Below are 25124 nucleotides of genomic sequence, written 5' to 3'. Positions count from 1 at the left end.
AACTCTTAAATAGAAGGTCTAACTAACCCAAGTTTTTCTCTTAAGAAATCTTGACTGCCGACATAATGCGAATACACATCAGGTAGCCCTATCCTCTTGAACTTAATTTTCTTCTCACTTTCTGCCACAATCTCTGCAACTGCGCTCCCTAGGCCTCCTACAATGTTATGTTCTTCCAAAGTTAGGATGGGAAGTCCCTCTTCAATGATCTTATTAATCATTTCCACATCAATTGGCTTTACGGTTGGCATACTTATAAGTCTGACCTTTACGTTTTGTTCGTCCCATTCTTTGACCCATTTCAAACCCAATTCCAACGTATTGCTTGTCGTTATTAAAACTAAATCATCACCTTTTGTTACTTCAATCGCTTTTCCTAAAGAGATTTTAGTGCCAGGACTGTGTATTTGAGGCTCATTATTTTTACCAAGTCTAATATACATAGGGCCTTGATGATAAAAGCTTGCATTAGTCAGTTCTCTAACTTCCAATGGGTCACCCGGAGCGCAAACCGTCATATTAGGAAGCGCCCGCATAATTGCAATATCCTCTATAGCGTGATGGGTTGCGCCTTGCGGACCATATGATAACCCAGCCCCGACTCCAACCAGTCTTACATTAGTATTCATATAAGCGACATCAATACGAATTTGCTCAAAGCATCTCATTGTTACGAAAGGCACTATACTGTAAACATAGACAATTTTTCCTGAAAGGGCCAGGCCTGATGCAACACCTACAGCGTTTTGTTCAGCAATCCCTGCATTTAAAAACCGCTTAGGAAACTCATCCCTGAATTTCTCTAGGACAGAAAACCCCAAATCTGGAGTGATTAGATAGATTCTGTCATCTATTCTGGCTTGTTGCATTAATGTATCTAGAAAGGTAGTTCTCATAATGCACGGCTCAACTCTTTCAGGGCTTTTTCTAATTCTTGAGTATTGGGCGATTTATAATGCCATTCAAGTTTATCTTCCATAAAACTAACACCTTTGCCTTTTACAGTATGAGCAATAATGACTTTTGGATTCATGGTTGCCGGTTGATTAAAGCAGCTTTCGAGGTCAAATATGGAATGACCATCGACCTCAAGAACATCCCACCCAAAGGACTTCCATCTTTCGGCTAGATTTTCCTGGATAATTATATCTTTGGTGTTTCCAAAGCCTTGCAGCTTATTGCAGTCAATAATTGCTGTAATATTATTCAATTTATTGTGCGACGCTAACATAGCCGCTTCCCAAACACTTCCCTCATTACATTCGCCGTCGCCTAATAAAACATAAATGTTCCCGGGATTATTATCCAGCATGTTGGCGATTGACATTCCCACACCAACAGATAAACCATGACCTAAAGACCCCGTTGACAGCTCGATGCCAGGCACAGCTTTCATATCGAGGTGACCCGGTAAAATTCCATCATCGATATAATACCGATTTAAAATTTCCTTCGAAAAAAACCCCCTCTCCGCCAAAGTGGAGTATAGGGCAGCACTTCCATGCCCCTTACTTAATATGAATTTGTCTCTATCCGGCTTTAGCGGATTCTCCGGATCTACTTTCATTATTTTGAAGTAAAGAACGTATAAAATTTCTACTATCGATAAGCATGTGCCGACATGCGACGATTTTGAATAGTGGGTCATATAAATAATGGATTCTCTGATATTTTTAAGATGCATGGTTCACCTCCCAAACACATAATATCTCCTTGAAACATATATTTGTTCCTTAATAGCGAGATGATTTCATCCTGATACGAGACAGCAAAAATAATAATTAGCTCATTGTCATTAATGGCCTCGAAGCTTGGCGTAACGATTAGGGCCGAACTATTACAGATATATTTATTGTGCTTATGAGGATCTGAATCAAAAATATGTTTCAAATTTAAATCCTGACCAATAACGGTTAGAATAGCTTGTGCTTTTGCACCGGCTCCCCAAGCAGAAATGTGGTTATATGTCTTGGAATGATCAATAATATACTTAAAGTCATTCACTCTTTTCTCGGTTAAATTCGGTTTCTTTTCTTTTTTCCTTAAGTAAATCTCTAAATAATCGTCTTGGAAACTCTCTTGAACTTTAATCACATTAAAATTTGCTCTTTCAGCCAAGTAGCATAAACTCATAGATGTAAAATAATTTAAGTGATCCGAAAACAAATCAAAATATCTGCCCTCCGACAACATTTTTTGAGCATTTGGAACTTCAATTAAACCCACCGCATCATCATCCATTAAATCATACGCAACCGATAAAATTTCAAATGGGTTAGGTAAATGTTCGAATACCTGTCGGGATACAAAAGCATTAAATAAATAATTAAATTTTATATCTCTTGTTAAATATTCATTTATTACTTGAAGTCCTTTTTTTTCGCACTCAAAGAAAAATGTTTTTGACGGCTCAACACCGACAACGTTAGAAAATTTATTTTTTGAGTGATCCATGAAGTTACCATCCCCACAGCCAATCTCCAAGAAATTGACCGGCACTTTACATAACTTGAAAAGTTCATTCACTTGTTTTTTTTGATGATCTTGCATTTTCTCTGAGTAACTGGCTGTCATGAGATACTCTTCATAATAACTGTCAATATTAACATCCGGGATTTGATAGTGCCCACACCTGTTGCATTTATATAAATCTAAATCTACACCCTTTGATGCCGTTGGTGTATCATATAGTTTCGAGACTTCTCTCGCACTATCAGGCACCTTTAGGAATAGCTCCATATGCCAATCACATATTCTACAATTCACTGATACTCAACTCCAATTATTTTTTTCAGGCTATTAATTAAGTTGCCTAAACCGACTCTTAATTCAGTCCTAGGTCTCCAACTTGTGTCCTTCGTGATACGTTCAATGTCCGCTTCTAAATGCATGACTTGATCTTGTCTATATGGAATTTGGCCAAACCCAAGTGATAGGTTTGGGTTTATTAAATTTCTTGCTTGTTCCATAATGCTTCTTATAGGCAAGCTCTGGCCGGAACCCAAATTATAAACGCCTGAAGCTGTATTAGATTCCGATAAATTTACTAATGCTTCAGCAGCATCCTCAACATAAAGATAATCCCACAGCTGTTCCCCCAGGGTTAGCGCAGGTGTTTTATTATCAAGCATCGTTTTTATGGTATCTGTTAATAACCATCCACTGTTATCATATGGTCCATAAGTACTGAAAACTCTAACCCATACTGCCTCAATGCCTATTTCCCTTGCCAATATTTGCGAAGAATTGCAGGTTGCCAATTTAGCAACCCCGTACATTGTTGTCGGATGAGCAACATCCGTTTCTTTGATCTTCTTATTAAGAGGACCGTATTCAGCTTGAGAACCTGTACCAATCCACTTCGTGCAGTTTAAGGACTTTGCCAATCGTAACGTTTCGAGGCTGTAAAGGACATTATTCATCTGTTGAATAGAGTTTCTTTCTAGATTGCTAACTCCATCCCAAGCTAGGTGAAAAAAACACCTGAAATTTAAATCTAAATTGGAAAGCTGTTTATACCATCCACTAACATCATTTAAATTCCCTGGGACTAATATAATATTCTTATGATTAGACAAACGCTCTAAACTACTTTCTTTTCGGGTAATAACAGCAACCTTATATTCCTTTTTCAATAAACTTTTTACCAGCCAGGAACCAATGAAGCCCGTAGCCCCTGTAACTATAACAGCTTTACTTGTCATAGTACCTCCAATAGAGATACTATGCTCTTAGGAGGGTTAGGAAGTGAATTCACATGTTTTGATATTTCATCCATGTATCCATAGCTAAATACGATTAGAGTATCAACCGGCTGTTCTGACAGAAAGGTTGTCGGAACAACGGGAATGTTCGTTTTAGGTGTAAACTTCCCATGAAAATTATGATTTTGATCGCACAAATATTTCAAGTATTTCGCATTATTTAAAGCAGCTAACGTCATAACTCCGCGGCCACCTGCCCCATAGCCAGCAATTTTTTTATTTGCTTTAATTTCTTGTTCAATAAAAAGATCCAGCTCTTTTATCCCGGTTTCTAATCGATTGGAGAAGCTATGGAGATCGTCCAATGTTTGATGTACACCTTGAGTTTCAGATTCATAAGTAATTTTTGAGTTTTCGTTAGCCGCAACGATCAGCAGTGAATTTCCTCTTCTGCTTTGAAGAGGAACTAAATTATCTGTAATTAGCTTATAGCCACAGCGTTTTAGTAGTTGTTCCATTGTTTTCAACGATAAATAAACGGAATGTTCATGCTCAAATAAGCAATATTCTCGCTTAGCTATGATTTGATCTAAGTCGTGAACTTCGATAATGAGCAATCCGTTATCAGGGTTTAATATGTCTTTTACGGATAATAAAAAATCAACCGGATTTGGAATATGGTCAAAAGTATAAGTTAAAAGAATGACGTCAGCACTTGAAAATTCTTTGGGGATATACTTACTTGCATCGTTATCAAAAAGGCCCGTATATACCGGAACTCCACGTTGCCTACTAATCTCCGTTAACAGCTCTGACGGTTCAAAACCAAATACATTTGCGCCCAATTTTTTATATTCTAAAAGCTGACTGCCATCACCAGAACCTACTTCAACTACTTTCAACCCTGGCTTGAGGTTAAACTTATCTATCGTATTTGTGGCAAGCTGCTGCATAAATTGATTCGCAAAACCGGATTTTGTAACTGTATATGAATATTCTTTATAGTATGATCCGTAATCAATATCATGAAGTGTCTGACTAACTTGGCAATCCAAACACACATAAATGTTGATATCATGTAAAAAAACCTCTTTGTTGACCTGCTTTCTAAGATCATCTGTCATAGGCATTTGAGGTAAATGTACCCACTTCTTTAAATTCGTACTCTTACATACCCTACAACTATCTCTATAACTTACAAAAACATCAGACATCTCTAATTCACTCCCGAATTTAGTTCGTCTTATTTCTTCCCATCAAATATTCATTTATTTGGCTCAGTGTATAGGTATGCATGTCTTTACCTTCAATCCAAGCTGTTGTCCAATTAACCACTTTATCTAAGGCTTTGTCTATCTCCCAAACAGGTGTCCAGTCAAGAATAATAGATGCCTTAGAACAGTCTAACTTTAAATTAGTTGCTTCATGTAATTCTATATCATTTTGAATTTCAAAGCTGCCGGATCCCCATTTTTCAGAAAGCTTTCTAACTACGTTCTCAACAGAAATAACATCAGAATCTCTTGGACCGAAATTCCAGGCTCCTGAGTATTTATGATCATCTTTATATAATTTCTCCGCTAACAATAAGTATCCGAATAATGGTTCCAATACGTGCTGCCACGGCCTAACTGCATGTGGATTTCTAATAATAATTTTGGTTCCCTTTATTAATGCCTTTATAGAATCGGGAATCAATCTGTCGGTTGACCAGTCTCCCCCACCTATCACATTTCCGGCACGAACGGTCGCTACCCCTATACCTCTCTCTGCAAAGAAAGATTTTCTGTACGAAGTTGTAATAAGATCCGAACAAGCTTTACTTGCCGAGTATGGATCATGTCCACCTAGAGCGTCTACTTCCCTATAACCCCAAACCCACTCTTTATTCTCATAACACTTGTCAGTGGTTACATTAAGAATAACTTTTAAATGATTACTAGTCTTTAGGATCTCCAATAAATTCACGGTTCCCATAATATTTACACTATAGGTTTCCAGGGTATTAATATACGATTCACGAACAAGGGGTTGTGCCGCCATATGAATCACAACCTCAGGTTCAAATGACTGTATTGTATTTCTCAACAAATCATTGTCTGCTATATCCCCAATTACAGTTGGTATCAGAGCATTTAATCTACAGACGTTAAACATATTCGGTTCTGCCGCAGGTTGTTTCGAATAACCCATGACGTCAGCCCCTAATGAAAGGAGCAAAATCGAGAGCCATGAGCCCTTAAAGCCAGTATGGCCTGTAACTAATACCCGTCTTCCATTCCAAAATTGTTTGTCTAGCATTTGTCCCTCTCACCATCCCTACCATAATTTCCAAGGGGCTTGGTTTGAACTCCATAACTCTTCAAGTTTTATCTTGTCTCTTAAAGTATCCATGGGCTGCCAAAACCCATTGTGTCTGTAAGCAGATAATTGACCGCTGGAGGATAACTTTTCCAACGGGTCTTGTTCCCATACGGTCATGTCATTAGGAATAAGATCCAGTACCTCTGGTTCAAGAACAAAGTAACCTCCATTAATCCATGCACCGTCACCTTTCGGCTTTTCCTGAAAACTTGTAATTTTGTTTTCACTGAAATCAAGTGCCCCAAATCGGCCTGGGGGTTGCACGGCTGTTAAGGTTGCCAATGTAGCTTGTTTTTTATGGAAATGTATTAAATCACTTATATTAACATTTGATAATCCATCTCCATAAGTAAAACAGAAAGTTTCGTCTCCGATAAACTTCTTAACTTTCTTGAGACGCCCACCTGTCATAGACTGTTCTCCGGTATCAACCAAAGTGACTTTCCATGGTTCTGAATTATTCTGAAGGACTTCCATACGATTATTTTTCATATCAAATGTCACGTCAGACATATGCAAAAAATAATTTGCGAAATATTCTTTAATTAGATATCCCTTGTAACCAAGACAAATAATAAAATCATTTATCCCGTAATAAGAATAAATCTTTAAGATATGCCATAGTATAGGCTTTCCGCCTACTTCCACCATGGGCTTGGGACGAACGGATGTCTCCTCACTTATTCTGGTTCCCAGTCCTCCAGCTAAAATGACTGCCTTCATAATCATCCCCCAAAATTAACCGATTATATTAATACTTCCGTAAGGAGCCAGTCTCTTAATAAATTTTGCGGAATAGAGCTATTCTCTTGTGGCATTGGTTTAGAAACGATGTTGCCACTGCCCCATTGCTTTCCGGCAAAAAGCGAAGGAATGATATACATCTCTGCTTTTTCAAGGGCAATTCTTGACTCATCTTCCGTCATTAATTCCTCATACATCTTTTCCCCTGGCCGCAGGCCGATTTCATTGATTTTAATATCATGTACGGGAAGATTGTTTTTCGCACATAGTTCTTCTATCATTACAGTTACTAAATCAGACAACTTTACTACAGGCATTTTTAAAACAAACACCTCTCCGCCACTCGCTAATGCATTAGCTTTAAGCAGTAACGAGATGGCTTGAGAGGGAGTCATCATATATCGAACCATATTTAAGTCCGTTACAGTAACACATCTGTTCTCAAGAATTTGTTTTTTAAATAAAGGGATAACCGATCCTCTAGATCCCATCACATTCCCAAATCTCACCGATGAGAAGACCGTTGATTTAGGGCCTTTTTGATACTCTGCAGCGGATATTAATCGCTCTGCAGTTAATTTGGTCGCACCATAAGTATTAGTTGGAGATATAGCCTTATCCGAGCTGGTAAACAGTACTTTCTTTACGCCAGACTGCATGGCCGCCTGTATGACATTCTGCGTTCCAATCACATTGGTTTGAACAGCCTCAAACGGATTATATTCACAGGCCGGCACATGCTTCATCGCGGCAAGATGAAACACGTAATCAACATCTTCCATCGCCCGTAAAACTCTTTGATAATCCCTAACATCTCCAATTAGAAACCGCAGCTTTTCTTGTTGATCCTGAAAATCAATATTCATTTGATACTGCTTGAATTCATCACGGCTAATAATACGAATTACCTTCGGATTGTCTTGTAATAACCGCCTAGTCAGATGATAGCCTATCGTTCCTGTACCGCCGATGATAAGTATTTTTTTATTATGATAGATCATACTGCCGCTCCATATTGATTCAATAGATTTTCCGTGACTTCGTTAAACATCGGTGTTACTTCTCGAACATCTTCTAAACATCCGTCTAGATAAGGCTTAAATAGTTCAGCGATGGCTTTGGCTTTAATCACTTTACTTTTCTCTAACCGTACCGCCTTAGCCTCGAGCGCCCTTATTAATAAGTCGTTCTGAAGTCGGTTCATAGGCTTTACGATAGTATTGTAAAAAGCGTTATTCTCCAGATCCTTTATTAGCAATTCGAAATTTTCCAGTTTTCTATCTAATTTATTGGGAGAAGACAAAATGTACGTACTTTTTAGAGTCTTCGTAACAGCCACAAGAGATTCTAAAATTTCGCCAACCCGCTCATGCTGTTGAACCATATATTGCACTCTCTCTACTACGAGTTGAAGCGAATAACTTTGTTTATTTTGATACCAATCCGTCACAACCTGCTTATGCTGCAATCGTTCCTTTACCAGCTCATCGATCGTGATAAAGGTGGTTCCCTCAATATGGGCCCCGCCTTTTGTCGTATTATAAATATTAGTCATGCCATGCAATCTGATTACCGATTCCATATGAGTTCTCATTCGATCAAAGCCAGGACTAGTATAAATATCATTACCGTGTACGTCTTTAATCAATTTAGCATTCGCTAACTCTTCTTCTGTCAAACTTGACGGTCTGTATTCGTAACCGATACCCTTGGAATAAAACTGATCTCCTTTGTACGCCAAATTTTGTCCAGCTAGAATAATCGGGTTACATCCTAATTTGTGAAGCAGTTCTAAAGCTACTACTGCAATCGTTGGTGCATCCGACACTTGCTCTAATGGCCTGCCATCGTTTCGATTAAGAAAAACCGTGGCCAAAGTATCCTGACTCGTAATCATATGAGCTAGCGGGCCAGGATAATGTTCGAGAGTTTCATATCCTACACTGCTTCCGTAAAACAACGGTATCGAGGTAATTTGATGTTTCCTTACATCCTCAAAAACATTGAGGTTCCACGGCATCGGATCATATGTACACGCTGCATCCGGGTATATACCATGTCCGATTAACGCTTTTATGGCTGATCCTACGCTAAATATATAAGCGAGACCGTTCTCCCTAATATAACGTATTGTAGGAATATCCTCTTCTAAGGATGGACCCGCCGCTACAACAATAGCCGGCTTATCCTTAAACTTATCTTTAAAATCTTGAATAATGTTGGGGGTTTTTATAGTGTAAGGCAGATTTTTTAGGCAATTCACGGTCCATCGCTTTTCAAACCTGAAATCGGCTGAAAAAGAAAACATTTGAAGATTTAGAGCTTCTCTAAACTGATTAACAAAGCTCATATAACGGACTGGATTTAGTTGCTCATAGCTTGGCAAAGTTACAAGCAACGTCTTACCGCTTACACTAGAAACGAAATCTCGTATAAATATGCTTTGGTCCTGCTCGTCTCTAGCAATATAAACTTTGCGCAGGCGTTTAATCGGTAAGTCTGCAAGAGACTTTTGAGACAGATATAGACGAAAAACTTCAAATTCAGGCTCATATAAAGTAAACGTTAAGTGAGGAAATTTCTTTAACAGCAAATCAACATGGTACCCCAACCCTACTCCATAGAAAAAAACATGCTCAAATTCGTCCAGTTGCTCAAATTGTTTGATAAACTGTTCTGATTCATTTAGCGGATTGTATTTGCTGTGTAAATAAATGGACCGCCCATTAGCACCATATACAACTGTATTTATTCCATTTTTTGCGGATTCCAGATGAAACGAACCTTCATTCTCGGAAGGCTCTTGAAGTTTAGCAATTGCCCCGTAGAAATTTTCTTCCAGCCACTTCATGTTCTTAGTTAAGATCATCACGCACAACCTCTTGATCAATAATCATGCTTATTTGAAAATGTAAAGATTCGTATCGGGGCAAAATCTCATGGGTTAAAATATCGCCAACCAGTGTCCAATCCCCATGTTCCATCGCTTGTTCCAAATCAACTAAAAAAGGGTGAGTTTCAAAAAAAGTTTGTTTGCATTGATCCCAACCAATCGGCAGGTGACAAGAAATCGTTATGTTCTCTAGCATGCGCTGTATCCATTCAAACCCTTCAGACCATTGCTGAAACAGTGTCCAGGTATCTTCCGAAGGCTCTCGGTAGAACTGCGACGACATTTGCTTTAGAGCCGGATTTGCCCGCATTAAATATTGCTCTGTAGAGAGCAATAAATTATCCCTGATTTCTTTTCTGGTAGCAACCATAGGTTTAATCGTACTATACCGGCCAACTTCTTCTTCTAAGTGTTGTATGTAATCGTCAAATATTTCTTTATCGTCAATTTTTATCCCATACAAGACCAAGTTTCTTTCTGCTAGGAGGCGCTCCATATCTTGGAATAATGCTTTAAGGGATCCCGCCTTTGAGTCATAATTAATACTCAACTCCTGAAATATCAGTTCCAACATGACTCCCCCATAAATGTCTTTTATCGTCGTTTTATATCAAATTTTGCAATGCTCGATGCTACTATTATCGGATTTTTGAAAACAAAATGTTAGAGGTATTATCCGGAATATAAAAAGAGATCCTAGCCATACTAGGATCTCTTTGGTAATAATTTTCATTAGCCCAACAACTGCAGAACGCCTTGTGGTTGTTGGTTCGCTTGTGCCAACATAGCTTGAGCCGCTTGCGTAAGGATGTTGTTCTTCGTGAAGTCCATCATCTCTTTCGCCATATCTACATCGCGAATACGGGATTCGGATGCCGTCAAGTTCTCGGATGCCGTTCCCAAGTTATTGATCGTGTGCTCCAGACGGTTTTGCATAGCTCCCAATTTGGAACGCTCTGCAGATACCTTCTGCGTAGCTTCGTCAATCGCTTTGATGGCTACGTTAGCTCTATCTTGCTTATCAATTTTCAGGTCTTTCACACCAAGTGCAGTCGAGCCCATATCGTTAACGGCCAAGGAGACATTCTCATCCGTGTTCGAACCGATGTGGAACAGCAAGCTGCCGTCTTTTACTTGCTTGTCGAACGCACCGGAAGTTTCCGTGAAGGAAGACAATGCTTTAGTAGCTGCCGAATTGATGTTGCCGCTGCTGTCCTTGACAGTAAGAGTCAACCCGTGGATGGCATTGGCAAGACCTGTGTTGGAAGTAAGGGAGATATTACTATTGCTATCAACACCAACCGTAGCGCCGCTCAGTGTTGTCCCGAGTGTACTAAAGGTATCAGAACCATTGAGGGTCGCAGTATGGAAGGTGCCGCTGGAAACCCAGGATACTTGAATGGTGCTGCCGCCGCTGATTCCCAGGGACTTACCGTTGACATCTGTCAACGCACTGAATGCAGTGGTGGCCGCTATTGGAGAAGCACCACCGCTAATAGCTGTGTTTGCAGATACATTACCGCCGGAAGCCGCATGCTTAGAAGCCAATTTACCGTCCAGCAGACTCTTCGTGTTGAACTGTGTGGTGTCACGGATACGGTCGATCTCTTTAGTCAACTGATCCATTTCGTTTTGAAGGTTTTTACGGTCTTGGTCCGTGTTCGTATCGGAGGAGGATTGAACAGCAAGTTCACGCATACGTTGCAGAATGCTGTGAGTCTCGTTCAATGCGCCCTCAGCCGTTTGGATCAAGGAGATACCGTCTTGAGCGTTGCGGCTAGCTTGGTCCAAACCGCGGATTTGGCCGCGCATTTTCTCGGAGATGGCAAGACCTGCTGCGTCGTCGCCGGCACGGTTAATACGAAGACCGGAAGACAGCTTCTCCAAAGATTTGTTAGCGCCAACCGTGTTCGTACCCAATTGACGATGTGTGTTCAATGCTGCAATGTTGTGGTTAATTCTCATTTCATTCTTCCTCCCTGAAGGTAAGTTTCATCCACATCCATGTGGAATCTATGTGCCTATTGATAAGGTCGGCCGCCCTCTCAAAATTAGGCCCTACGTATTATATCGGAGGTCGATTTTAAAATGTTAATAGCAATTTAGAAAAAATTTGTTGATGAATGTAAAACCTTGTTACTGGTCCCGCTTCTTGAAGAGCGCGCTCAAAGCGTCTAAGTTCACAGCACTTTTGGATGCTTCTTCGTTGGATTGCTTAATTGCTAAGTGCACCTCTTTACGGTATACCTGAATGTGTTTTGGCGCTCTTATCCCGACTCGAACGGATTCCCCCTCGGTACCAAGGATAACAAGCTCGATTTGGTCCCCGATCATGATGGACTCTCCCTTTTTACGCGAAAGCACTAGCACGGTTCATCACCTCTTTTGGCAGTTATTCCGAAACAGCTAATTCAAATAGCTTATGCTTGGTTGTATACACCGTATCGTGAAGAACCACCTGTTTAGCAAGCATTTTCTTCGTATTAATCACGATGGGAGCAAGCAGATTGGCCGTCGCCTCCTCCAATTTATCTTGAACCGAAACAATGGATTTAATGGCCAAAACCTCCGGGCTGTCAATCTCAATCTCCTCTTGAACACCTCGAGGAACCTCAAATTCATAGCTTTTAAAAAATACAAACGGGTCTGCCAATATAAAATGAAGCTCTTGATCTTCGATCGATTGCAGATAAGAAAAAGGTACACTCGGATCGGGTTCAATAATCGTAAACTTCTCATGATCTTCAAATCCCGGAATGCCGCCCGGAAAGCGAATGATCTGATCGTCACGAATTTCGATCTCTCCAAATAAGACTGTTTCCACCTTGACCAATGCTACGCATCTCCTGTTCTTTCTGAATTTCATCTTCCGTATAAACGAAAAAGCCATAGAACCAATGTCTACAGCTTTATTATGCGCTAGAAAGGATAGGATTACATTCTCTCATCCAGCCGAGGAGGTATAATCTCAACGCTTGGATACTGTGCAAGATAAATATCCAGTTTCCCTCTATAATAATTGTACTCCGGACGATTAGGATGCGTCTCTATGTTTACAGACCCTTCGCTGGTCTCAATCTCTAACGGTCCTGCATCGTATTTTACATCGACGTTGTCGAAAGAAGCTTCGCCCATGATTTTAAATTCAAAAAAATCAAACGCTTGATTACGGGCGATTTCTGCAAATGCGTTTGCAGGATTAGTAATCTGCGCCATTCGGTTGCCATCCGCTACAATCTTCGCAATTCCTTGTAAAGCAATGCCCTTGGATTGACTATATATCCGATTCATGACCGTAAGAAAGGGCCCATGTCCGACGGCGTCAAAAGCCCTGCTTTGATCAATCGAGAGCTTCCCCTCACCCGCACGAATATCTTGCTTCGGACGAGAAGTGGTAATCTCCAAGGAGGCACGCGGCTGCCTCATATGCTGCCGTCCCAAATCGGCATCGATACCCAGCTTTCCGTATTCCTGCCTAATTTGAATTCTGGGAATATCCACCAATAGCCCCCCTAGCGAAGGAAATCCACCAAGCTGGTACTAATGATTTTCGACCCTACCGATAATGAGGCTTGATACACATTTTCATCTGTTTTTAAGTTCGTGATCACCTCGGCTATGTCCGCATCTTCGGTTTTCGACTGGAGCGTCTGAAGATTCGTATTGATATCTTGAATTCGAGCCTGGGCAAGCTCAATCCGGTTCAGCTTCGCTCCCACATCCGCTCTAGCCTCGAGGAATACATCCATACGGGTATCCAAGCGGCCTAAGGCATTCTCAATACCGGGAATGCTGCCATCCTCCAGCGACTTCGAAAGATCGTCCAACACGCGGAAAAGGTTATCGTTATTTTGCTTAACCGGATCGTTCGGATCATACGGTTCGCCAAACACTTTGTTACCCGGCATATTCGCCGCAATTCGAACGCCTACGCCAATCTCGAACTTGATTTCACCGTGGTCCACGGCAGCTCCCGCCGCAGTCGCTTCTTCATAAGGCGCCTTATCGGTCAACTGGCCGTTAAATACGTACTTGCCATTAAACTCGCTGTTTCCGATGTTAACTAGCTGGGCTCTCAATTGGTCGATTTCGCTCTTGATCGCGTTCAGAGCTTGTTGAGGGTTCGTCCCGGTAGCCGCTTTGACCGTCAACTCCCGAGCCCTCTGCAGCACCTCTCCGGACTGAGCCAGCATCGTGTCCGTATATTCAAGCCAGGACACCGCTGCATCGACATTAGTCTCATACTGATCGTTCGCCGAAAGCTCGCTTCGATAACGAAGAGAGAAAGTAATACCGACCGGATCATCCGAGGCCTTATTGATTTGACGTCCGGTTGATAGCTGATTCTGATGATTATTGATACGGGTCAAGTTGGTATTAATGTTGCGAAGCAGTTGATTATTTAACATCCCTTGGGTTACCCGAGTAGTCATGAGTGATCCTCCCCCTTGTTACTTATTAACGGCCGACCACACCCATGCCATTAATCACTTTATCGAGCATTTCATCAAATGTCGTAAGGGAACGCGCCGCGGCGCTGTATGCATGTTGATATTTGATCATATTCGCCATTTCTTCGTCCAACGAAACACCGCTGACCGCTTGCCTGCGCGATTCAACCTGATCTACGAGAATCTGCTGATTTGCTGCCTGACGCGTAGCCTCCTGACTCTGAACGCCCAGCTCGCCGACAATCGATCGGTAAAATTCATCAAATGTCCCGTCGGTCAGCACCGGCCTTCCGGTAGCGCTCGGGTCAAAGTTGATACGCTTGGTGCGCATATTAGCCAAAAGAAGGGCCATATCGTTGTTGCCTTTGACCACTGTTTCTTGACCTGCATCAAGGTAGGTCCGTGCCGAGGACGAAATATTGGCAACGTCATTCAAAATGACGGAATTAATCGTAACGCTCTCCGCATTAAATTCGGTATATCCAGGCTTAAGCGCAAAGAAAGCCGTACCGGATCTCAAAGGTGAATTTCCCCCGTAACCGAGTTGATGAAGACCGTTAAATCCGTTGACAATCACATCCACGTTATCCCCAAGCGTACGGTCTGCAATCAACCCCGTATATATTTTAGGCGTCGTTGTGCCATCCGGGTTTACGATGTTCAGCGTGGTTCCTTCCGGAACGACCATATCTTTGGGCAAGGTCACTTTGACTTCGCCTTCAACAAGTACCTTAAGCATACTGTCCAGTTGAAATTGATAATTGGAAACATAGTAATCACGGGATTGAATCATCCCGTTCACTTCGCCCGAGTTCAAATCTCCCGACACGGCCGCAGCCTCCAAGGACTCTCTTGTAAATGTGGTCGACACTTGGTTGCCGCTTACCAGTTGCAAATTTCCAAGCCTGACGTTATAGCCTCTGTCTTCTTCGGTATAAGAGACATTCATAATTTTTGAGAGATTGTCCATCAGCAGATCACGTTGATCGCGAAGGTCGTTAGCGTCGTTACCCAGGCCCTCAATCCGGTAAATTTCATCGTTCAGACGTGAAACCTGCGTTAGAATCTGGTTCGCCTCGCTTGCTTTCACTTCGATGTTCTGCGTCAGGTCACCGGATAAATCCTTCAATTGACGAGACATATGATTGAAAGCATCCGTCATGGCAAGCGCCCGTTCTTTCACAAGCACGCGAGCGGTCGTATTTTCCGGCGTCTTGCTCAATTCCTGCCATGCATTCCAGAAACCTTCAATCGTTTGGCGTATCCCGGTGTCCGAAGGCTCGTTAATAATCGCCTCCAGCTTCTCAAGCGTATCCTTCCGGATGGACCAATCGCCTAAATTTTTATTCTCATTATGAAACTGATCGTCCAAAAATCGTTCCCTAACCCTCTTGATGTGGTCGAATTCCACACCTTGTCCCATTTGCCCAGGCACATTACTGCGCATGAGACCCGGGTATTCGATCGGACGCGAAGCTACCATATTGACCACTTGCCGGGAATATCCCTTCGTATTCGCATTCGCAATATTATGACCCGTGGTCGTCAAAGCCGCCTGCTGTGTAAACAAGCTGCGCTTTGCAATTTCAATCCCGCCAAAGGTAGAACGCATGAAATGAAACCCCTTTCGCTACCGCGTCTTATGCTCTTGTATCAAAAAGTCCAGGACGTTTATAGCCGGAAGGCTGATGCTGTGGCCTGTGATACAGGACATCATCATCCGGCGGGCCTACGATAAGGTCCAAAGAATAGTTGACGAACGCCAGCGAGTGCTCAATCAATTGCTGATTCAACTGATTTTGCTCTCTTAATTTTCGAATCGTATTCAACAATTGCCTCTGGGCCTCGATCAGCTTTTTCTTATCCTCGGCATCAAAGATGATCTTGGTAAGATCGCTTACGGTTACACGCTTGTTAGGCTTAAAATTCTTCTCGATCATGAACTGGCCTATCGCCTCTACCCGTTCCGCGTCAAGCTCTCCGATCTGCTTGATCCATTTATTTTCTTTCGTGACGATTTGCGTTAAAGCCTCAACGTCATTTTGGATTAGCGCAGCTTTCTTCAATTCCGCTAATTCCAGCAAGGAGAGATGGACATCGTTCAGTGCCGCCATAATTCGTATCAATGCCTCAAATGCCATGCTCATCACCCTCGTTGTTTATCACTTAAGGAAAGGAAATATTTTCTCCGCAAGCGTCCGCGCATCGACATGATACGTCCCTGACGACACCGAATTTGTCAAAGCTTCAATCTTCTCTCTCGAAGCCGGGCTCGCCCCCCGCGTCTCCAGAAGCTCCTTCGCTTCGCTCGAAATTTCCACCTGATCTTTCTTCTTGCCTATCCTCTGGCCTGTCGAGGCCTGCTGCGATTCTTGGTTCTTCTTATATTGATTAACTGCGCCGACCGGGTTGCTACCATTGATTTTCATCAATATCACCTCATTCACATTCCATACAAATAATAAAACCCACCAGTAAAAGCTTTATTACTTTTATCGGTGGGGGGAGATGAAAAGTTTATATGTGATTGACAATTCCTTATTGATGCCGCTCGTGTAATCGATCCTTAATATTGAAGGTTACTTTGCCCTCCTGCTTTTCTTTCTTTCGCTGATCGTCTTCCATCATATTGCTCGCATCCTTCGCCAGCCGCGTACGGCAGGAATCGCAAATGGTATGATCCTTTATAGCTGTCCCGCAAACCTCACAGCTGTACGACATATTCGGGTTATTCTTAATGGAGATACGGCCCTCACGGATGAACTTCGTGATTTGCTTTACCGGTACCTCCGTTGCTTCGCTCAATTCATGGATCGTGCATGTCCGATATTCACGGAGATATTTCAAACATTTCTCATACTGGCTTTCAATGTCCTTGATGCAGTTCGGACATAGGCCGTGCATGTTTTTCACATATATTTTACCGCACCGGTAACAGTTTGCCACATTCAGACTCATGACATACCTCCTTGTCTATAAGCCAACCTCTATACCCCTAGTTTAGCTCAAACAATAGGACAATGCACTTCCTTTTTTCGAAAAAGTGGTAAGATTCACACATGTCTTATCTGGCAAAAGTAAGACCAAATACCTGCACGGGCAAGGACTTGCGAATGACCCGGGCACACTCGTTCAAGGTGCTTCCGGTCGTATATACATCGTCTACAATGTAGAGGTGCGTACGCTGCGTGCAAGTGTACGAGAGCAGTTGACTGACCGCCTCCGGAATCAACTCAAACACTCCCTGCATATCGTCCAACCGGTCCGCTCTGCCCTTAAAGCTTTGCTTCGCGGTATGGCGGGTACGACGGAGTAGAGGAAGCACCGGAATGCCGGTCAAGCGGCTTACTTCGACAGCCATTTGCTCAGCCTGATTGAATCCCCGCTCCCCGTAACGCTCCTCGCTTAGTGGAACGAAGGTCATATAGGCTTGATCGGGCTTTGGCCAAGCCTCTTGCTCGAGCGCGAGCCGATGCAGATGATACGCGTGGACCAGCATATTTCCGAGCACGCGTTTGAGCGATTCTTTGCCACGGTACTTGTACAGCGCCAGCCATGATTTCATCTGTTCGTCATAACGAACGCAGCTGCGGTTTTGCACGAAGTAGGTCTCCTCCCGCCTTGTGCAGTCCGGGCAGCGCTCGTGCCGGCCGCAGCGCGCACACTGTACGTTTCGTATCCATGGGATTGCCGCCTCGCAGGACCGGCACACCTGCAGCTGCGCCGAGACGCTCCCTTTACTCGCATTGCCGCATACCAAGCAAGTTCGCGCGCGCGGACCGAGCTGCCCTTCCATACCTCGCACCCATCGTTTCCATAAAGAAAACCATCGTTCTTTCCACGGTTGAATGATGTCCAGATCCTCCTCCTAACGCCCTAGTCGATATATCCTCTTTTGTGAGCTAACGCATTCATCTCCTTAATCTGCTTGACGGCCTGAACCTGAGATTTTGTTTTCTCCTCAGCGGCAAAATAAACGAATCCGTTCGGGTCCTGCGCAGAGCGTCCCGCTCTACCGGCCATCTGGACCAGCGAAGCGGCATCGAACATGGAAGACCCGGCCTCCAGAATAAACACATCGGATTTCGGAATCGTCACGCCTCGCTCCAGAATGGTCGTCGTCACCAGCAGCCGGGTGGCCCCGGAACGGAAGGAGACCACCTTCTCCGCGCGCTCAGCATCCCTCGAGGACGTCCCCTCTATTCCATAACCCGGGAACGCACTACGAAGCAAGGTAACAAAGGAATCAACCGTTTTGATATTCGGCACAAACACAAACACTTGCGCGCCTCGAATCAGAGACCTCTGAATCGCCGATTGTAAACCTGCCGGCAGCCGCTGTTCCTGCAGCAATCGCTTTATCGGAGAACATCGGAGCAATACCGGTTCGGGCAGCGGGCGCCTATGGTATCTTGCAGGTACCCGGGCATGCGGCAGGAGGCCTGCGCGCACCTGCTGCTGCAGCCCCTCGGGAGGTGTGGCGGATAGCAAGATAAAGGATCCGCCCGGCGAGCATACTTGTTCCACCGCATAGAGCAGCATAGGATTGTTGTGATATGGAAAAGCATCGATCTCATCCACGATAACCAGATCGAAAGCTTCCTTAAACCGCATCATCTGATGCGTCGTCGCCAAGGTAAGCTCGCCTCGCTCCCAGCGCTGCTCACTGCCGCCGTACAACGTGACGACACGAATGTGCGGGAATGCCTTCTCCAACCGCGGCTTCAGCTCCAGAACGACATCCCTCCGCGGCGTCACGACCGCCACCTTGCCGTGCGATTCGACCGTGTACTGGATCATCGGAAATATCATTTCGGTTTTTCCCGCCCCGGTGACCGCCCAAATTAAAAACCGGCTCATACCCGTTTTTTCACTGGTAAGGGATTTATTTGCTTTCAAAAAACTCAATGCTTCCTCCGATGCGGCAGCTTGTATCGGGCTTAGCCCCCATGATTCAAGGTAAGCGGTATTAGACTTCAACTGTAGCGGACCCTTACTAACCTCGCGTTTCATTCCGGTCGCTCGAATGCCCTGAACCAGCGGGCTGCAAGAGCGAACCCTGCCCATCGTCAAACAGCCCTCGCAATACGGACAATCGGTCCCGCACGACGGACAGCCCGACCATACAACAAGCCCCGCTTCCTCAGGCTTCCCCTGTATGCCTGTGCTCCCGCACCGCAGGCAGCGAGCCTGCGCCCTACGCCAACCGGCTAGTCCCAGGGCGTGACGAACGTTCCCTGCCTGTATACCCGGGTGGAGCGCCAACCGCTTTTGCAGCCATGCCAGTTGGAGCAAATAGGGTAAGCCTGCATGAGACTCTGCTTGCCCCCAGGACTTCTCTTTCAGAAGCGCCTCCAGCTCCTCCAGCAACAAGCTTCTTCCTTCGACCCCCTGGGCTAAAGCCGACACTAGACGATCCGTTTCGATCCAAGCTGTTTTGGTCACCTCATCGCTTGCTTGCGGACGCCAAGACCAAAGTCTCCAGTGGTCCGTAGCGGAAGCCTTCCAACCTAACCCGGCGGCTGCCCGCCGCAACGCGGCCAAGTCGTCCCCCCTCCGTCCGTTCAAGCTCTTCACAAGAGCGTAGGCTTGTCCGAATGACAAAGACGGTTCCAGCACACGCAGACGAAAATCTCGACCGTGTACCCGAACCGAATGATCCCGATCCGCCCGCAGTTCCAAAGAAACGTGCCAGGACTTCTCTTTCGCACTATCCAGCAAATAGACGAATGCTTTCATGCTACTCCTTTATCCGATGATCACATATATTTGAAGGCGGTTTCTAAACCATCTGCTTGATTAAGCTGGACAATCACAATCTGCTCATGCTCGTGCTTCAACATCCACTCGTCCCAATTGTCTTCCACACGCGTATGAATGTTCAGATGATGTTCCTTGCTTAACCGCTCGGCAATAGCGATCGTCTCGTCCGTAGATCCTTCGTCGGCAAGTGTCACCTCGATCGATTTACCCTTTATCCAGGAGAACAAATGCAGTGACCTCAAATACCACTCAATATCGCGTCCGTTATTCCTCGTTCGGAGCACATAATGCGTGATGCGATGGCTTCCGTGCCGCTTCCAACGCCAGTGAAGCGTATGGATGATTGCGATTCCCGCAGCGTAAAAGCCCATGATCCAAACCAAGCCTATCATCATAGCGGCTCCCTCCCTTAAGAGCAGTATATGCCGCTTCCATGAGGTTGGTGCCTTGGGAATCTAAATAAAGACTGCTGTCGTCCGGCAGCTTACAGGGTTACCCAGCCGTTCTTAATAGCGATAATGACCGCTTGCGTCCGATCATCGACTTCCATCTTTTGCAGAATACTGCTTACATGGTTTTTTACCGTCTTTTCGCTTATGTAAAGAAACTCGCCGATCATCTTATTGCTCTTGCCTTCCGCCATAAGACGAAGCACTTCCGCTTCACGGCGCGTCAGCGGGCTATTGTCCATATGCACATATTTCACACCGGCTTCCTTGGCCGCGGTACTGGTACCGGAGACGCCTTGCTCGTCCAAGTAAGTCATTCGGCGCAGTTGATTGATCAGCTTGCCTGTCACTTTGGGGTGAATGTAGGCATGTCCCGCGACAACCGAGCGAATCGCGTTAATGAGCGACTCTGCTTCCATGTCCTTCAGCAAATAACCGGAAGCTCCCTTACGAAGCGTCTCGAACACATAGCTTTCGTCATCATGAATGGAGAGAATGATCACCTTAATATCGGGAAAAATATCTTTCAGCTTCTCCGTTGCGACGACGCCATTCTCGACCGGCATGTTGATGTCCATCAGGACGATGTCCGGGTGAAGCGTATTGCATAATTCCAGAACCTGAATACCGTCTCCGCACTCGCCGACGACTTCCAAATCGCTCTCCATATTTAAAATCCGCTTAACTCCCTCGCGAAACAACTGATGGTCATCCGCAAGAACCAGCTTTATCGGGCGCTTGACATGGCCCATGATATCCATAATTCTTACTCCTCTCTGGAATCCGATTTAATTGGTATGACCATGGAAACTTTCGTTCCTACGCCCACCGTCGATTCAATATCCATTCTGCCTTCGAGAAGCTCTACGCGTTCCCGCATGCCCATCAATCCGTAGTGTGTGCCATTGGCAATCTTCTTATCTATGTTTTCGGTCGAAAAGCCCATGCCGTTGTCACTCACCGTCAATTTGACCATTTGCTGTTGGAAGGTCAGCTCGAGCGTCACATGAGTAGCCTGTGCGTGCTTGTGGACATTAGAGAACGTCTCCTGCACGAGTCGATAGATCGCAACCTCCATGCCCGAAGGCAGACGAATTTCTTTACCCACCATTTCGAACTTGGTACGTATTTTCGCTTTCTCTTCGTAATCCTGGACGAATTTACGAAGCGTCGGCACGAGGCCTAAATCGTCAAGCGCCATGGGGCGGAGGTTGAAGATGATTTTCCGAACCTCTTCAATTCCGCTCCGCACGCTTAGCTTCAGATCGCTTAATTCATTTCTTACCGCGTTATAGGCTTCCTTGGCCAACATCCGCTCGGTAATTTCCGTACGAAGCACCATGTTAGCCATATTTTGCGCCAGGCCGTCATGAATTTCCCGGGCAATGCGCTTACGTTCTTCTTCCTGTGCCAATATAATTTTCAAGCCCAATAGTTGGCGGTTCTTGGCGGATTCCAATATGCGCGTCACCTGGTTCAGGTCTCCTGACAAATACTCCAGAACGACGCCGAATTGAGACACTAACGTTTCCGCCCGCTCCAATTGTTTATCTACATTCTTGATTCGCTTCTGCAAATCATCGCGGCGATGTTTTAAATGCAGTTCCTTTTCCCTATGAATAGCCAATTGGGCCTGGAGTTGAGTAGCCGCTTCGTACGCGGCGCGAATATCTTCTTCATTGAATCGTTTGAAATCGCGGCTGACTTCCGTCAATCGGACGCGGGACCGCCGGTAATCGACCTCAAAACGATCCACCGTGTCGATCATCTTCTTCGTTTCTTCAATGACAAGCTGCAGCTCATTGTTAAGCGCTTCGCGCTCAGCCCGGACACTCTCACAAATCTCAAATACCTGGTACTTGCTGTTCTCCATCACATTAATGGCATTCTTGATGACGCGGTCAAAGACGTCGACTTGCATCCGGACAGTGCTCCTTCGCCATTTTTCTCGTTCGTTCTAGCAATATAGTACCATAATCACGAAAGAATGTGAGAGCTTGAAGCACTAATTATTGCATCGTGATTTGCTGAGTCTTAGCGTCCCAAGTCACCTTCCAGCCCAAATTCTCGGATAAAATCCGGAGTGGAACCATAGTTATATCACTTTTAATGACAGGCGCTACCTCGGCTGTGATGCGCTGACCGTTGACTAGCAAGTCTTTCTGATCGATCCATAGGTCGATCATCTTGGTTCCCCGGATGACCGTAACTTTGCGTTCCTTCTCGTCCCAACGAACCGTACCGCCCAGCGCATCCGTTACGAAACGAATCGGAATCAATGTATTTCCTTCCGTAATATAGGGCGCCTGCTCCAAAGTCAGGCTTTTCCCGTTCACCGTAACCGCCTTCTTGTTAATCGTCAACCCTACCGAATTTTGTGCCGGCTGCTGGACGCTGCCGCGATAAGTAAAGGTGATATCGTCGATTCCGATACTGCCTTTCGCCGCCCGTTCATCCTGTCCGATTTCTTCATTAACCAAATACAAGCTTTTCACACGAATCGGATAATTCATTTTATATTCGGATAAGTCGGCTGTCAACTGCTTCCAGCCCTTCCAGTTAATATTGCGCGCCAAATCGACGTAATGGATTTTTCCGCTGTTATCGAGAATTTCGGCCCGCAGCCAGTTTAAGCTCTCGTCACCGTTCACTTTTACCTTCAGCATTTGCGGCTGACCTTCAATAAGCACTCCGGTATCCAGCGTTGCATAAGCCCATTTGTTGCCTGTCCCCTGCGTAAAATCATACTGCAGCTCGAGGTACTTATTATTCGTCTCGCTTGGCTTGATCTGTACGGACGCTTTAACTTCCGCGGGCTTCTGATCGGACATCGTCATGACAGCAAAATTGTCGAGGTCATACCAGGTTTTGTCGATCCCGACCGGAATTGTCGCCATCGTGCTATAACCGTCATAACGGGCGATCAGTTGAGCGCCAGTGCTGCCGTTGAGGCTTTCAACCGTCAGTTTCCCGTTAGCCGCCTGACCTTTAATGCCGAGAACCTCCCACTCGATGAGCTCCGCCGGAATCTCCCTCGTTTTGCCCGAAACGGTTGTCGCGACTACGGGAATTTTATAAGTCTCGCCTTCGGACAAAGCCAAGCTATCGGTCATGATCTTCATACTGGCGATTTGGTTCCTTCCGGCAACTTCCACGTCAGCCGTAAAGCTTGCTTGGCCGGATACGGCGGTTACTTTAGCCATACCCGCCTTGGTCGGTGTAAATACGTTTTCCTTAAATGTACCCCTCTGATCGGCGACGCTCCACTGGGCGGTCATCGTACCCGCTTCCATCGGGTTGTAGTATTCATCGTAAGCTTTGGTGCTAAGCGGCGAATGTTCCCCGAGGAACAATACGTTAGGGGCTTGAACGAATAAACCTTTTACCTGCCCCTTAGGGGCAATGGAGTAGACGCCTACACCATTCACAACTTTCCGTTGAATGCCGGTTTCCGTCTTGTTGACGAGCACCGGCTCGAATTCGCCGAGCGGTCTGGCGACCATTTGCGTAGAGCCGCCGCCGTCGAGGTTCAGTCCCTTCCATACGCCGACCTGAATCATAAACTGCTGCAGCTCGGTCATACTCAAGCCCTTGCTTTCGCCGCTGTAATCGGCTGTAATGAGATAAGCCGTTTTCTCGTCCTTCGAGTACCCGATCGCCGTTCGGGAACGGGTGCAGCACAAGCTCGCCACTTCACGCGAGAACTTTGCGGGCTGGCCCCCGTCCACCAGAATCGTGTGGCCACCGATCATCATTTTGAACTTGGTCACGTCGTACTTCGTATTCGGGTCCTGAGCAAGCACTTCATAGTCCGCCTTTATCGGATCTCCTACCTTCAGGTGGGCACGCACAAACTCGGCCGCTTTGCCCGATGCGCGCAAAATATACCCGTCTTGGGGAGCAATCATATTCACAACGCCGTTCTCCGGGATCTGCGTGATGATGCCGTTCTGCACCAGCACTTCGGTCGGATAAGTCACACCGTCGTTGGAGCGGTCCACCTGCCCCCAGGCATTCGTGTACATGAAGAGGCCGTCGATATGACTATGCTCGCCGCCCGGCTCGAACCAGTAATACGTCTTATTAATCCCGCCAAGCGGATAGCTCGCTCCATCTTTCGCTATGATGTTTCCTTTAAAAGTAAATAAGTCCACAATCGGTTTATTGTTCTGATCGAGGGCGAATGTGTAAAAGCCCGGTAAATACGGCGGAGTCGCCATAAGCTGTCCGTTACTTATTTGCGGGCCCATCGGTACCCCTTCAGCCTGCGTGTTATAGAAATCTCCGTTCACCCCGGCTACGGCTTTCGTCTCTATAGCCATTCCGAGCACGGTCTGCTTTTTCGTAAACTGATTGTTGGTACCCGTCATCACATCCAATTTAACGTTCGAATTCGTCAAGTCCACTTCCACTACATTCGCGTTCACTTTTACGTCCTTATTGTTACGGGTCGTCTGCCAAGTGTATTTTTTCAATATAGCGCCTGATGTTAAAATTTCTTGGTTCACCATCGTTAGAACAGGCTGGCTTTGTGCAAAGGCAGCGGTTGTCGCTGACCAAGATGATAGGATAACGCTAGCTGCTAGTACGACATACGACAACTTTCGCCACTTCTTGTGCAAAATCACGCTATTAATCTCCTCTCTATTTCCACTCTCCTTTCTATTAGACTCTTATTCTATGAGAAAAGTTACGTTCATTGCATAGTATAATATTCGACAAAGTCAAAAAAGACGATCCGAATCAAATCGGATCG

25 protein-coding genes are annotated in these 25124 nt (G+C 45.0%); all 25 read right to left on the bottom strand.

Translation table 11 applies throughout. From position 1 onward, the window contains the following. Positions 1-5: 5 nt before the first annotated feature. The 25 genes from ACZ439_RS14070 to ACZ439_RS13950 all read right to left on the bottom strand — a co-directional run bounded on the left by ACZ439_RS14070 (position 6) and on the right by ACZ439_RS13950 (position 24996). Positions 6-896, bottom strand: a complete 891-nt coding sequence (locus ACZ439_RS14070; protein WP_155615211.1) for a transketolase family protein — start codon at positions 894-896, stop codon at positions 6-8. After that, complete coding sequence (locus ACZ439_RS14065; protein ID WP_464619799.1) at positions 893-1684, bottom strand: transketolase; 792 nt, start codon at positions 1682-1684, stop codon at positions 893-895. The genes ACZ439_RS14070 and ACZ439_RS14065 overlap by 4 nt, the downstream gene beginning before the upstream one ends. Beyond that, positions 1645-2721, bottom strand: a complete 1077-nt coding sequence (locus tag ACZ439_RS14060) for a class I SAM-dependent methyltransferase (protein WP_201317849.1) — start codon at positions 2719-2721, stop codon at positions 1645-1647. Before ACZ439_RS14060 ends, ACZ439_RS14065 begins: the two co-directional genes overlap by 40 nt. A gap of 41 nt (positions 2722-2762) precedes the next feature. Next, the gene (locus ACZ439_RS14055) at positions 2763-3704 is read right to left on the bottom strand and encodes an NAD-dependent epimerase/dehydratase family protein (protein ID WP_464619798.1); all 942 of its coding nucleotides are present in this window, start codon (positions 3702-3704) and stop codon (positions 2763-2765) included. Beyond that, a complete protein-coding gene (locus ACZ439_RS14050) occupies positions 3701-4918 on the bottom strand; it encodes a class I SAM-dependent methyltransferase (protein ID WP_464619797.1) in 1218 nt (405 codons plus the stop codon). Before ACZ439_RS14050 ends, ACZ439_RS14055 begins: the two co-directional genes overlap by 4 nt. 19 nt (positions 4919-4937) lie before the next feature. Then, complete coding sequence (rfbG, locus tag ACZ439_RS14045) at positions 4938-6005, bottom strand: CDP-glucose 4,6-dehydratase (protein WP_054799372.1); 1068 nt, start codon at positions 6003-6005, stop codon at positions 4938-4940. Between the two features lie 18 nt (positions 6006-6023). Beyond that, complete coding sequence (rfbF, locus tag ACZ439_RS14040; RefSeq protein ID WP_127609058.1) at positions 6024-6791, bottom strand: glucose-1-phosphate cytidylyltransferase; 768 nt, start codon at positions 6789-6791, stop codon at positions 6024-6026. Positions 6792-6814: 23 nt separating this feature from the next. Next, positions 6815-7813, bottom strand: a complete 999-nt coding sequence (locus ACZ439_RS14035) for a UDP-N-acetylglucosamine 4,6-dehydratase family protein (protein WP_464619796.1) — start codon at positions 7811-7813, stop codon at positions 6815-6817. After that, entirely contained in the window at positions 7810-9681 is a 1872-nt protein-coding gene (locus tag ACZ439_RS14030; protein WP_127609056.1) for a motility associated factor glycosyltransferase family protein, read from the bottom strand. Before ACZ439_RS14030 ends, ACZ439_RS14035 begins: the two co-directional genes overlap by 4 nt. Continuing rightward, positions 9668-10279, bottom strand: a complete 612-nt coding sequence (locus ACZ439_RS14025; protein ID WP_155615208.1) for a DUF8042 domain-containing protein — start codon at positions 10277-10279, stop codon at positions 9668-9670. The genes ACZ439_RS14030 and ACZ439_RS14025 overlap by 14 nt, the downstream gene beginning before the upstream one ends. A gap of 158 nt (positions 10280-10437) precedes the next feature. After that, positions 10438-11670 carry a flagellin N-terminal helical domain-containing protein gene (locus ACZ439_RS14020; RefSeq protein ID WP_054796312.1) on the bottom strand — a complete coding sequence of 411 codons (1233 nt, stop codon included), beginning with the start codon at positions 11668-11670 and terminating at the stop codon, positions 10438-10440. 171 nt (positions 11671-11841) lie between these two features. Further along, a complete protein-coding gene (locus tag ACZ439_RS14015; RefSeq protein WP_155615206.1) occupies positions 11842-12039 on the bottom strand; it encodes a carbon storage regulator in 198 nt (65 codons plus the stop codon). Positions 12040-12097: 58 nt separating this feature from the next. Next, the gene (gene fliW, locus ACZ439_RS14010) at positions 12098-12529 is read right to left on the bottom strand and encodes a flagellar assembly protein FliW (RefSeq protein WP_236595743.1); all 432 of its coding nucleotides are present in this window, start codon (positions 12527-12529) and stop codon (positions 12098-12100) included. Positions 12530-12639: 110 nt separating this feature from the next. Next, positions 12640-13206 carry a DUF6470 family protein gene (locus ACZ439_RS14005; RefSeq protein ID WP_236595739.1) on the bottom strand — a complete coding sequence of 189 codons (567 nt, stop codon included), beginning with the start codon at positions 13204-13206 and terminating at the stop codon, positions 12640-12642. An 11-nt stretch (positions 13207-13217) separates the two neighbouring features. Next, a complete protein-coding gene (gene flgL, locus ACZ439_RS14000; protein ID WP_054799370.1) occupies positions 13218-14138 on the bottom strand; it encodes a flagellar hook-associated protein FlgL in 921 nt (306 codons plus the stop codon). 25 nt (positions 14139-14163) lie between these two features. After that, complete coding sequence (flgK, locus tag ACZ439_RS13995; protein ID WP_155615205.1) at positions 14164-15768, bottom strand: flagellar hook-associated protein FlgK; 1605 nt, start codon at positions 15766-15768, stop codon at positions 14164-14166. A gap of 28 nt (positions 15769-15796) precedes the next feature. Next, positions 15797-16297, bottom strand: a complete 501-nt coding sequence (locus ACZ439_RS13990) for a flagellar protein FlgN (RefSeq protein WP_054796306.1) — start codon at positions 16295-16297, stop codon at positions 15797-15799. 21 nt (positions 16298-16318) lie between these two features. Then, positions 16319-16585 carry a flagellar biosynthesis anti-sigma factor FlgM gene (gene flgM / locus ACZ439_RS13985; RefSeq protein ID WP_054796328.1) on the bottom strand — a complete coding sequence of 89 codons (267 nt, stop codon included), beginning with the start codon at positions 16583-16585 and terminating at the stop codon, positions 16319-16321. Positions 16586-16694: 109 nt separating this feature from the next. After that, a complete protein-coding gene (locus ACZ439_RS13980; protein ID WP_054796305.1) occupies positions 16695-17114 on the bottom strand; it encodes a hypothetical protein in 420 nt (139 codons plus the stop codon). A gap of 106 nt (positions 17115-17220) precedes the next feature. Then, on the bottom strand, positions 17221-17952 hold the full coding sequence (locus ACZ439_RS13975) for a hypothetical protein (protein WP_054796304.1): 732 nt from the start codon (positions 17950-17952) through the stop codon (positions 17221-17223). A gap of 80 nt (positions 17953-18032) precedes the next feature. Continuing rightward, on the bottom strand, positions 18033-19895 hold the full coding sequence (locus tag ACZ439_RS13970) for an ATP-dependent helicase ComFA (RefSeq protein ID WP_464619795.1): 1863 nt from the start codon (positions 19893-19895) through the stop codon (positions 18033-18035). Positions 19896-19915: 20 nt separating this feature from the next. After that, positions 19916-20314 (bottom strand): glycosyltransferase family A protein, encoded by a 399-nt coding sequence (locus tag ACZ439_RS13965; protein WP_054796301.1) that lies wholly within the window; start codon positions 20312-20314, stop codon positions 19916-19918. Between the two features lie 89 nt (positions 20315-20403). Further along, positions 20404-21129, bottom strand: a complete 726-nt coding sequence (locus ACZ439_RS13960) for a response regulator (RefSeq protein ID WP_464619794.1) — start codon at positions 21127-21129, stop codon at positions 20404-20406. 5 nt (positions 21130-21134) lie between these two features. After that, a complete protein-coding gene (locus ACZ439_RS13955; protein WP_054796300.1) occupies positions 21135-22289 on the bottom strand; it encodes a sensor histidine kinase in 1155 nt (384 codons plus the stop codon). Between the two features lie 88 nt (positions 22290-22377). Continuing rightward, entirely contained in the window at positions 22378-24996 is a 2619-nt protein-coding gene (locus ACZ439_RS13950; protein ID WP_330164559.1) for a stalk domain-containing protein, read from the bottom strand. Between the last annotated feature and the right edge of the window lie 128 nt (positions 24997-25124).

The sequence above is a fragment of the Paenibacillus sp. JCM 9796 genome, from assembly GCF_055379675.1.
This window is presented reverse-complemented; position numbering and strand designations above follow the sequence as displayed.

What these genes read in the sequence shown, in the direction of transcription:
- ACZ439_RS14070 (WP_155615211.1), bottom strand. Translation starts at nt 896, where the DNA reads ATGAGAACTACCTTTCTAGATACATTAATGCAACAAGCCAGAATAGAT.
- ACZ439_RS14065 (WP_464619799.1), bottom strand. Translation starts at nt 1,684, where the DNA reads ATGCATCTTAAAAATATCAGAGAATCCATTATTTATATGACCCACTAT.
- ACZ439_RS14055 (WP_464619798.1), bottom strand. Translation starts at nt 3,704, where the DNA reads ATGACAAGTAAAGCTGTTATAGTTACAGGGGCTACGGGCTTCATTGGT.
- ACZ439_RS14050 (WP_464619797.1), bottom strand. Translation starts at nt 4,918, where the DNA reads ATGTCTGATGTTTTTGTAAGTTATAGAGATAGTTGTAGGGTATGTAAG.
- rfbG (WP_054799372.1), bottom strand. Translation starts at nt 6,005, where the DNA reads ATGCTAGACAAACAATTTTGGAATGGAAGACGGGTATTAGTTACAGGC.
- rfbF (WP_127609058.1), bottom strand. Translation starts at nt 6,791, where the DNA reads ATGAAGGCAGTCATTTTAGCTGGAGGACTGGGAACCAGAATAAGTGAG.
- ACZ439_RS14035 (WP_464619796.1), bottom strand. Translation starts at nt 7,813, where the DNA reads ATGATCTATCATAATAAAAAAATACTTATCATCGGCGGTACAGGAACG.
- ACZ439_RS14030 (WP_127609056.1), bottom strand. Translation starts at nt 9,681, where the DNA reads ATGATCTTAACTAAGAACATGAAGTGGCTGGAAGAAAATTTCTACGGG.
- ACZ439_RS14025 (WP_155615208.1), bottom strand. Translation starts at nt 10,279, where the DNA reads ATGTTGGAACTGATATTTCAGGAGTTGAGTATTAATTATGACTCAAAG.
- ACZ439_RS14020 (WP_054796312.1), bottom strand. Translation starts at nt 11,670, where the DNA reads ATGAGAATTAACCACAACATTGCAGCATTGAACACACATCGTCAATTG.
- ACZ439_RS14015 (WP_155615206.1), bottom strand. Translation starts at nt 12,039, where the DNA reads ATGATCGGGGACCAAATCGAGCTTGTTATCCTTGGTACCGAGGGGGAA.
- flgL (WP_054799370.1), bottom strand. Translation starts at nt 14,138, where the DNA reads ATGACTACTCGGGTAACCCAAGGGATGTTAAATAATCAACTGCTTCGC.
- flgK (WP_155615205.1), bottom strand. Translation starts at nt 15,768, where the DNA reads ATGCGTTCTACCTTTGGCGGGATTGAAATTGCAAAGCGCAGCTTGTTT.
- ACZ439_RS13990 (WP_054796306.1), bottom strand. Translation starts at nt 16,297, where the DNA reads ATGGCATTTGAGGCATTGATACGAATTATGGCGGCACTGAACGATGTC.
- flgM (WP_054796328.1), bottom strand. Translation starts at nt 16,585, where the DNA reads ATGAAAATCAATGGTAGCAACCCGGTCGGCGCAGTTAATCAATATAAG.
- ACZ439_RS13980 (WP_054796305.1), bottom strand. Translation starts at nt 17,114, where the DNA reads ATGAGTCTGAATGTGGCAAACTGTTACCGGTGCGGTAAAATATATGTG.
- ACZ439_RS13975 (WP_054796304.1), bottom strand. Translation starts at nt 17,952, where the DNA reads ATGGAAGGGCAGCTCGGTCCGCGCGCGCGAACTTGCTTGGTATGCGGC.
- ACZ439_RS13970 (WP_464619795.1), bottom strand. Translation starts at nt 19,895, where the DNA reads ATGAAAGCATTCGTCTATTTGCTGGATAGTGCGAAAGAGAAGTCCTGG.
- ACZ439_RS13965 (WP_054796301.1), bottom strand. Translation starts at nt 20,314, where the DNA reads ATGATGATAGGCTTGGTTTGGATCATGGGCTTTTACGCTGCGGGAATC.
- ACZ439_RS13960 (WP_464619794.1), bottom strand. Translation starts at nt 21,129, where the DNA reads ATGGATATCATGGGCCATGTCAAGCGCCCGATAAAGCTGGTTCTTGCG.
- ACZ439_RS13955 (WP_054796300.1), bottom strand. Translation starts at nt 22,289, where the DNA reads ATGCAAGTCGACGTCTTTGACCGCGTCATCAAGAATGCCATTAATGTG.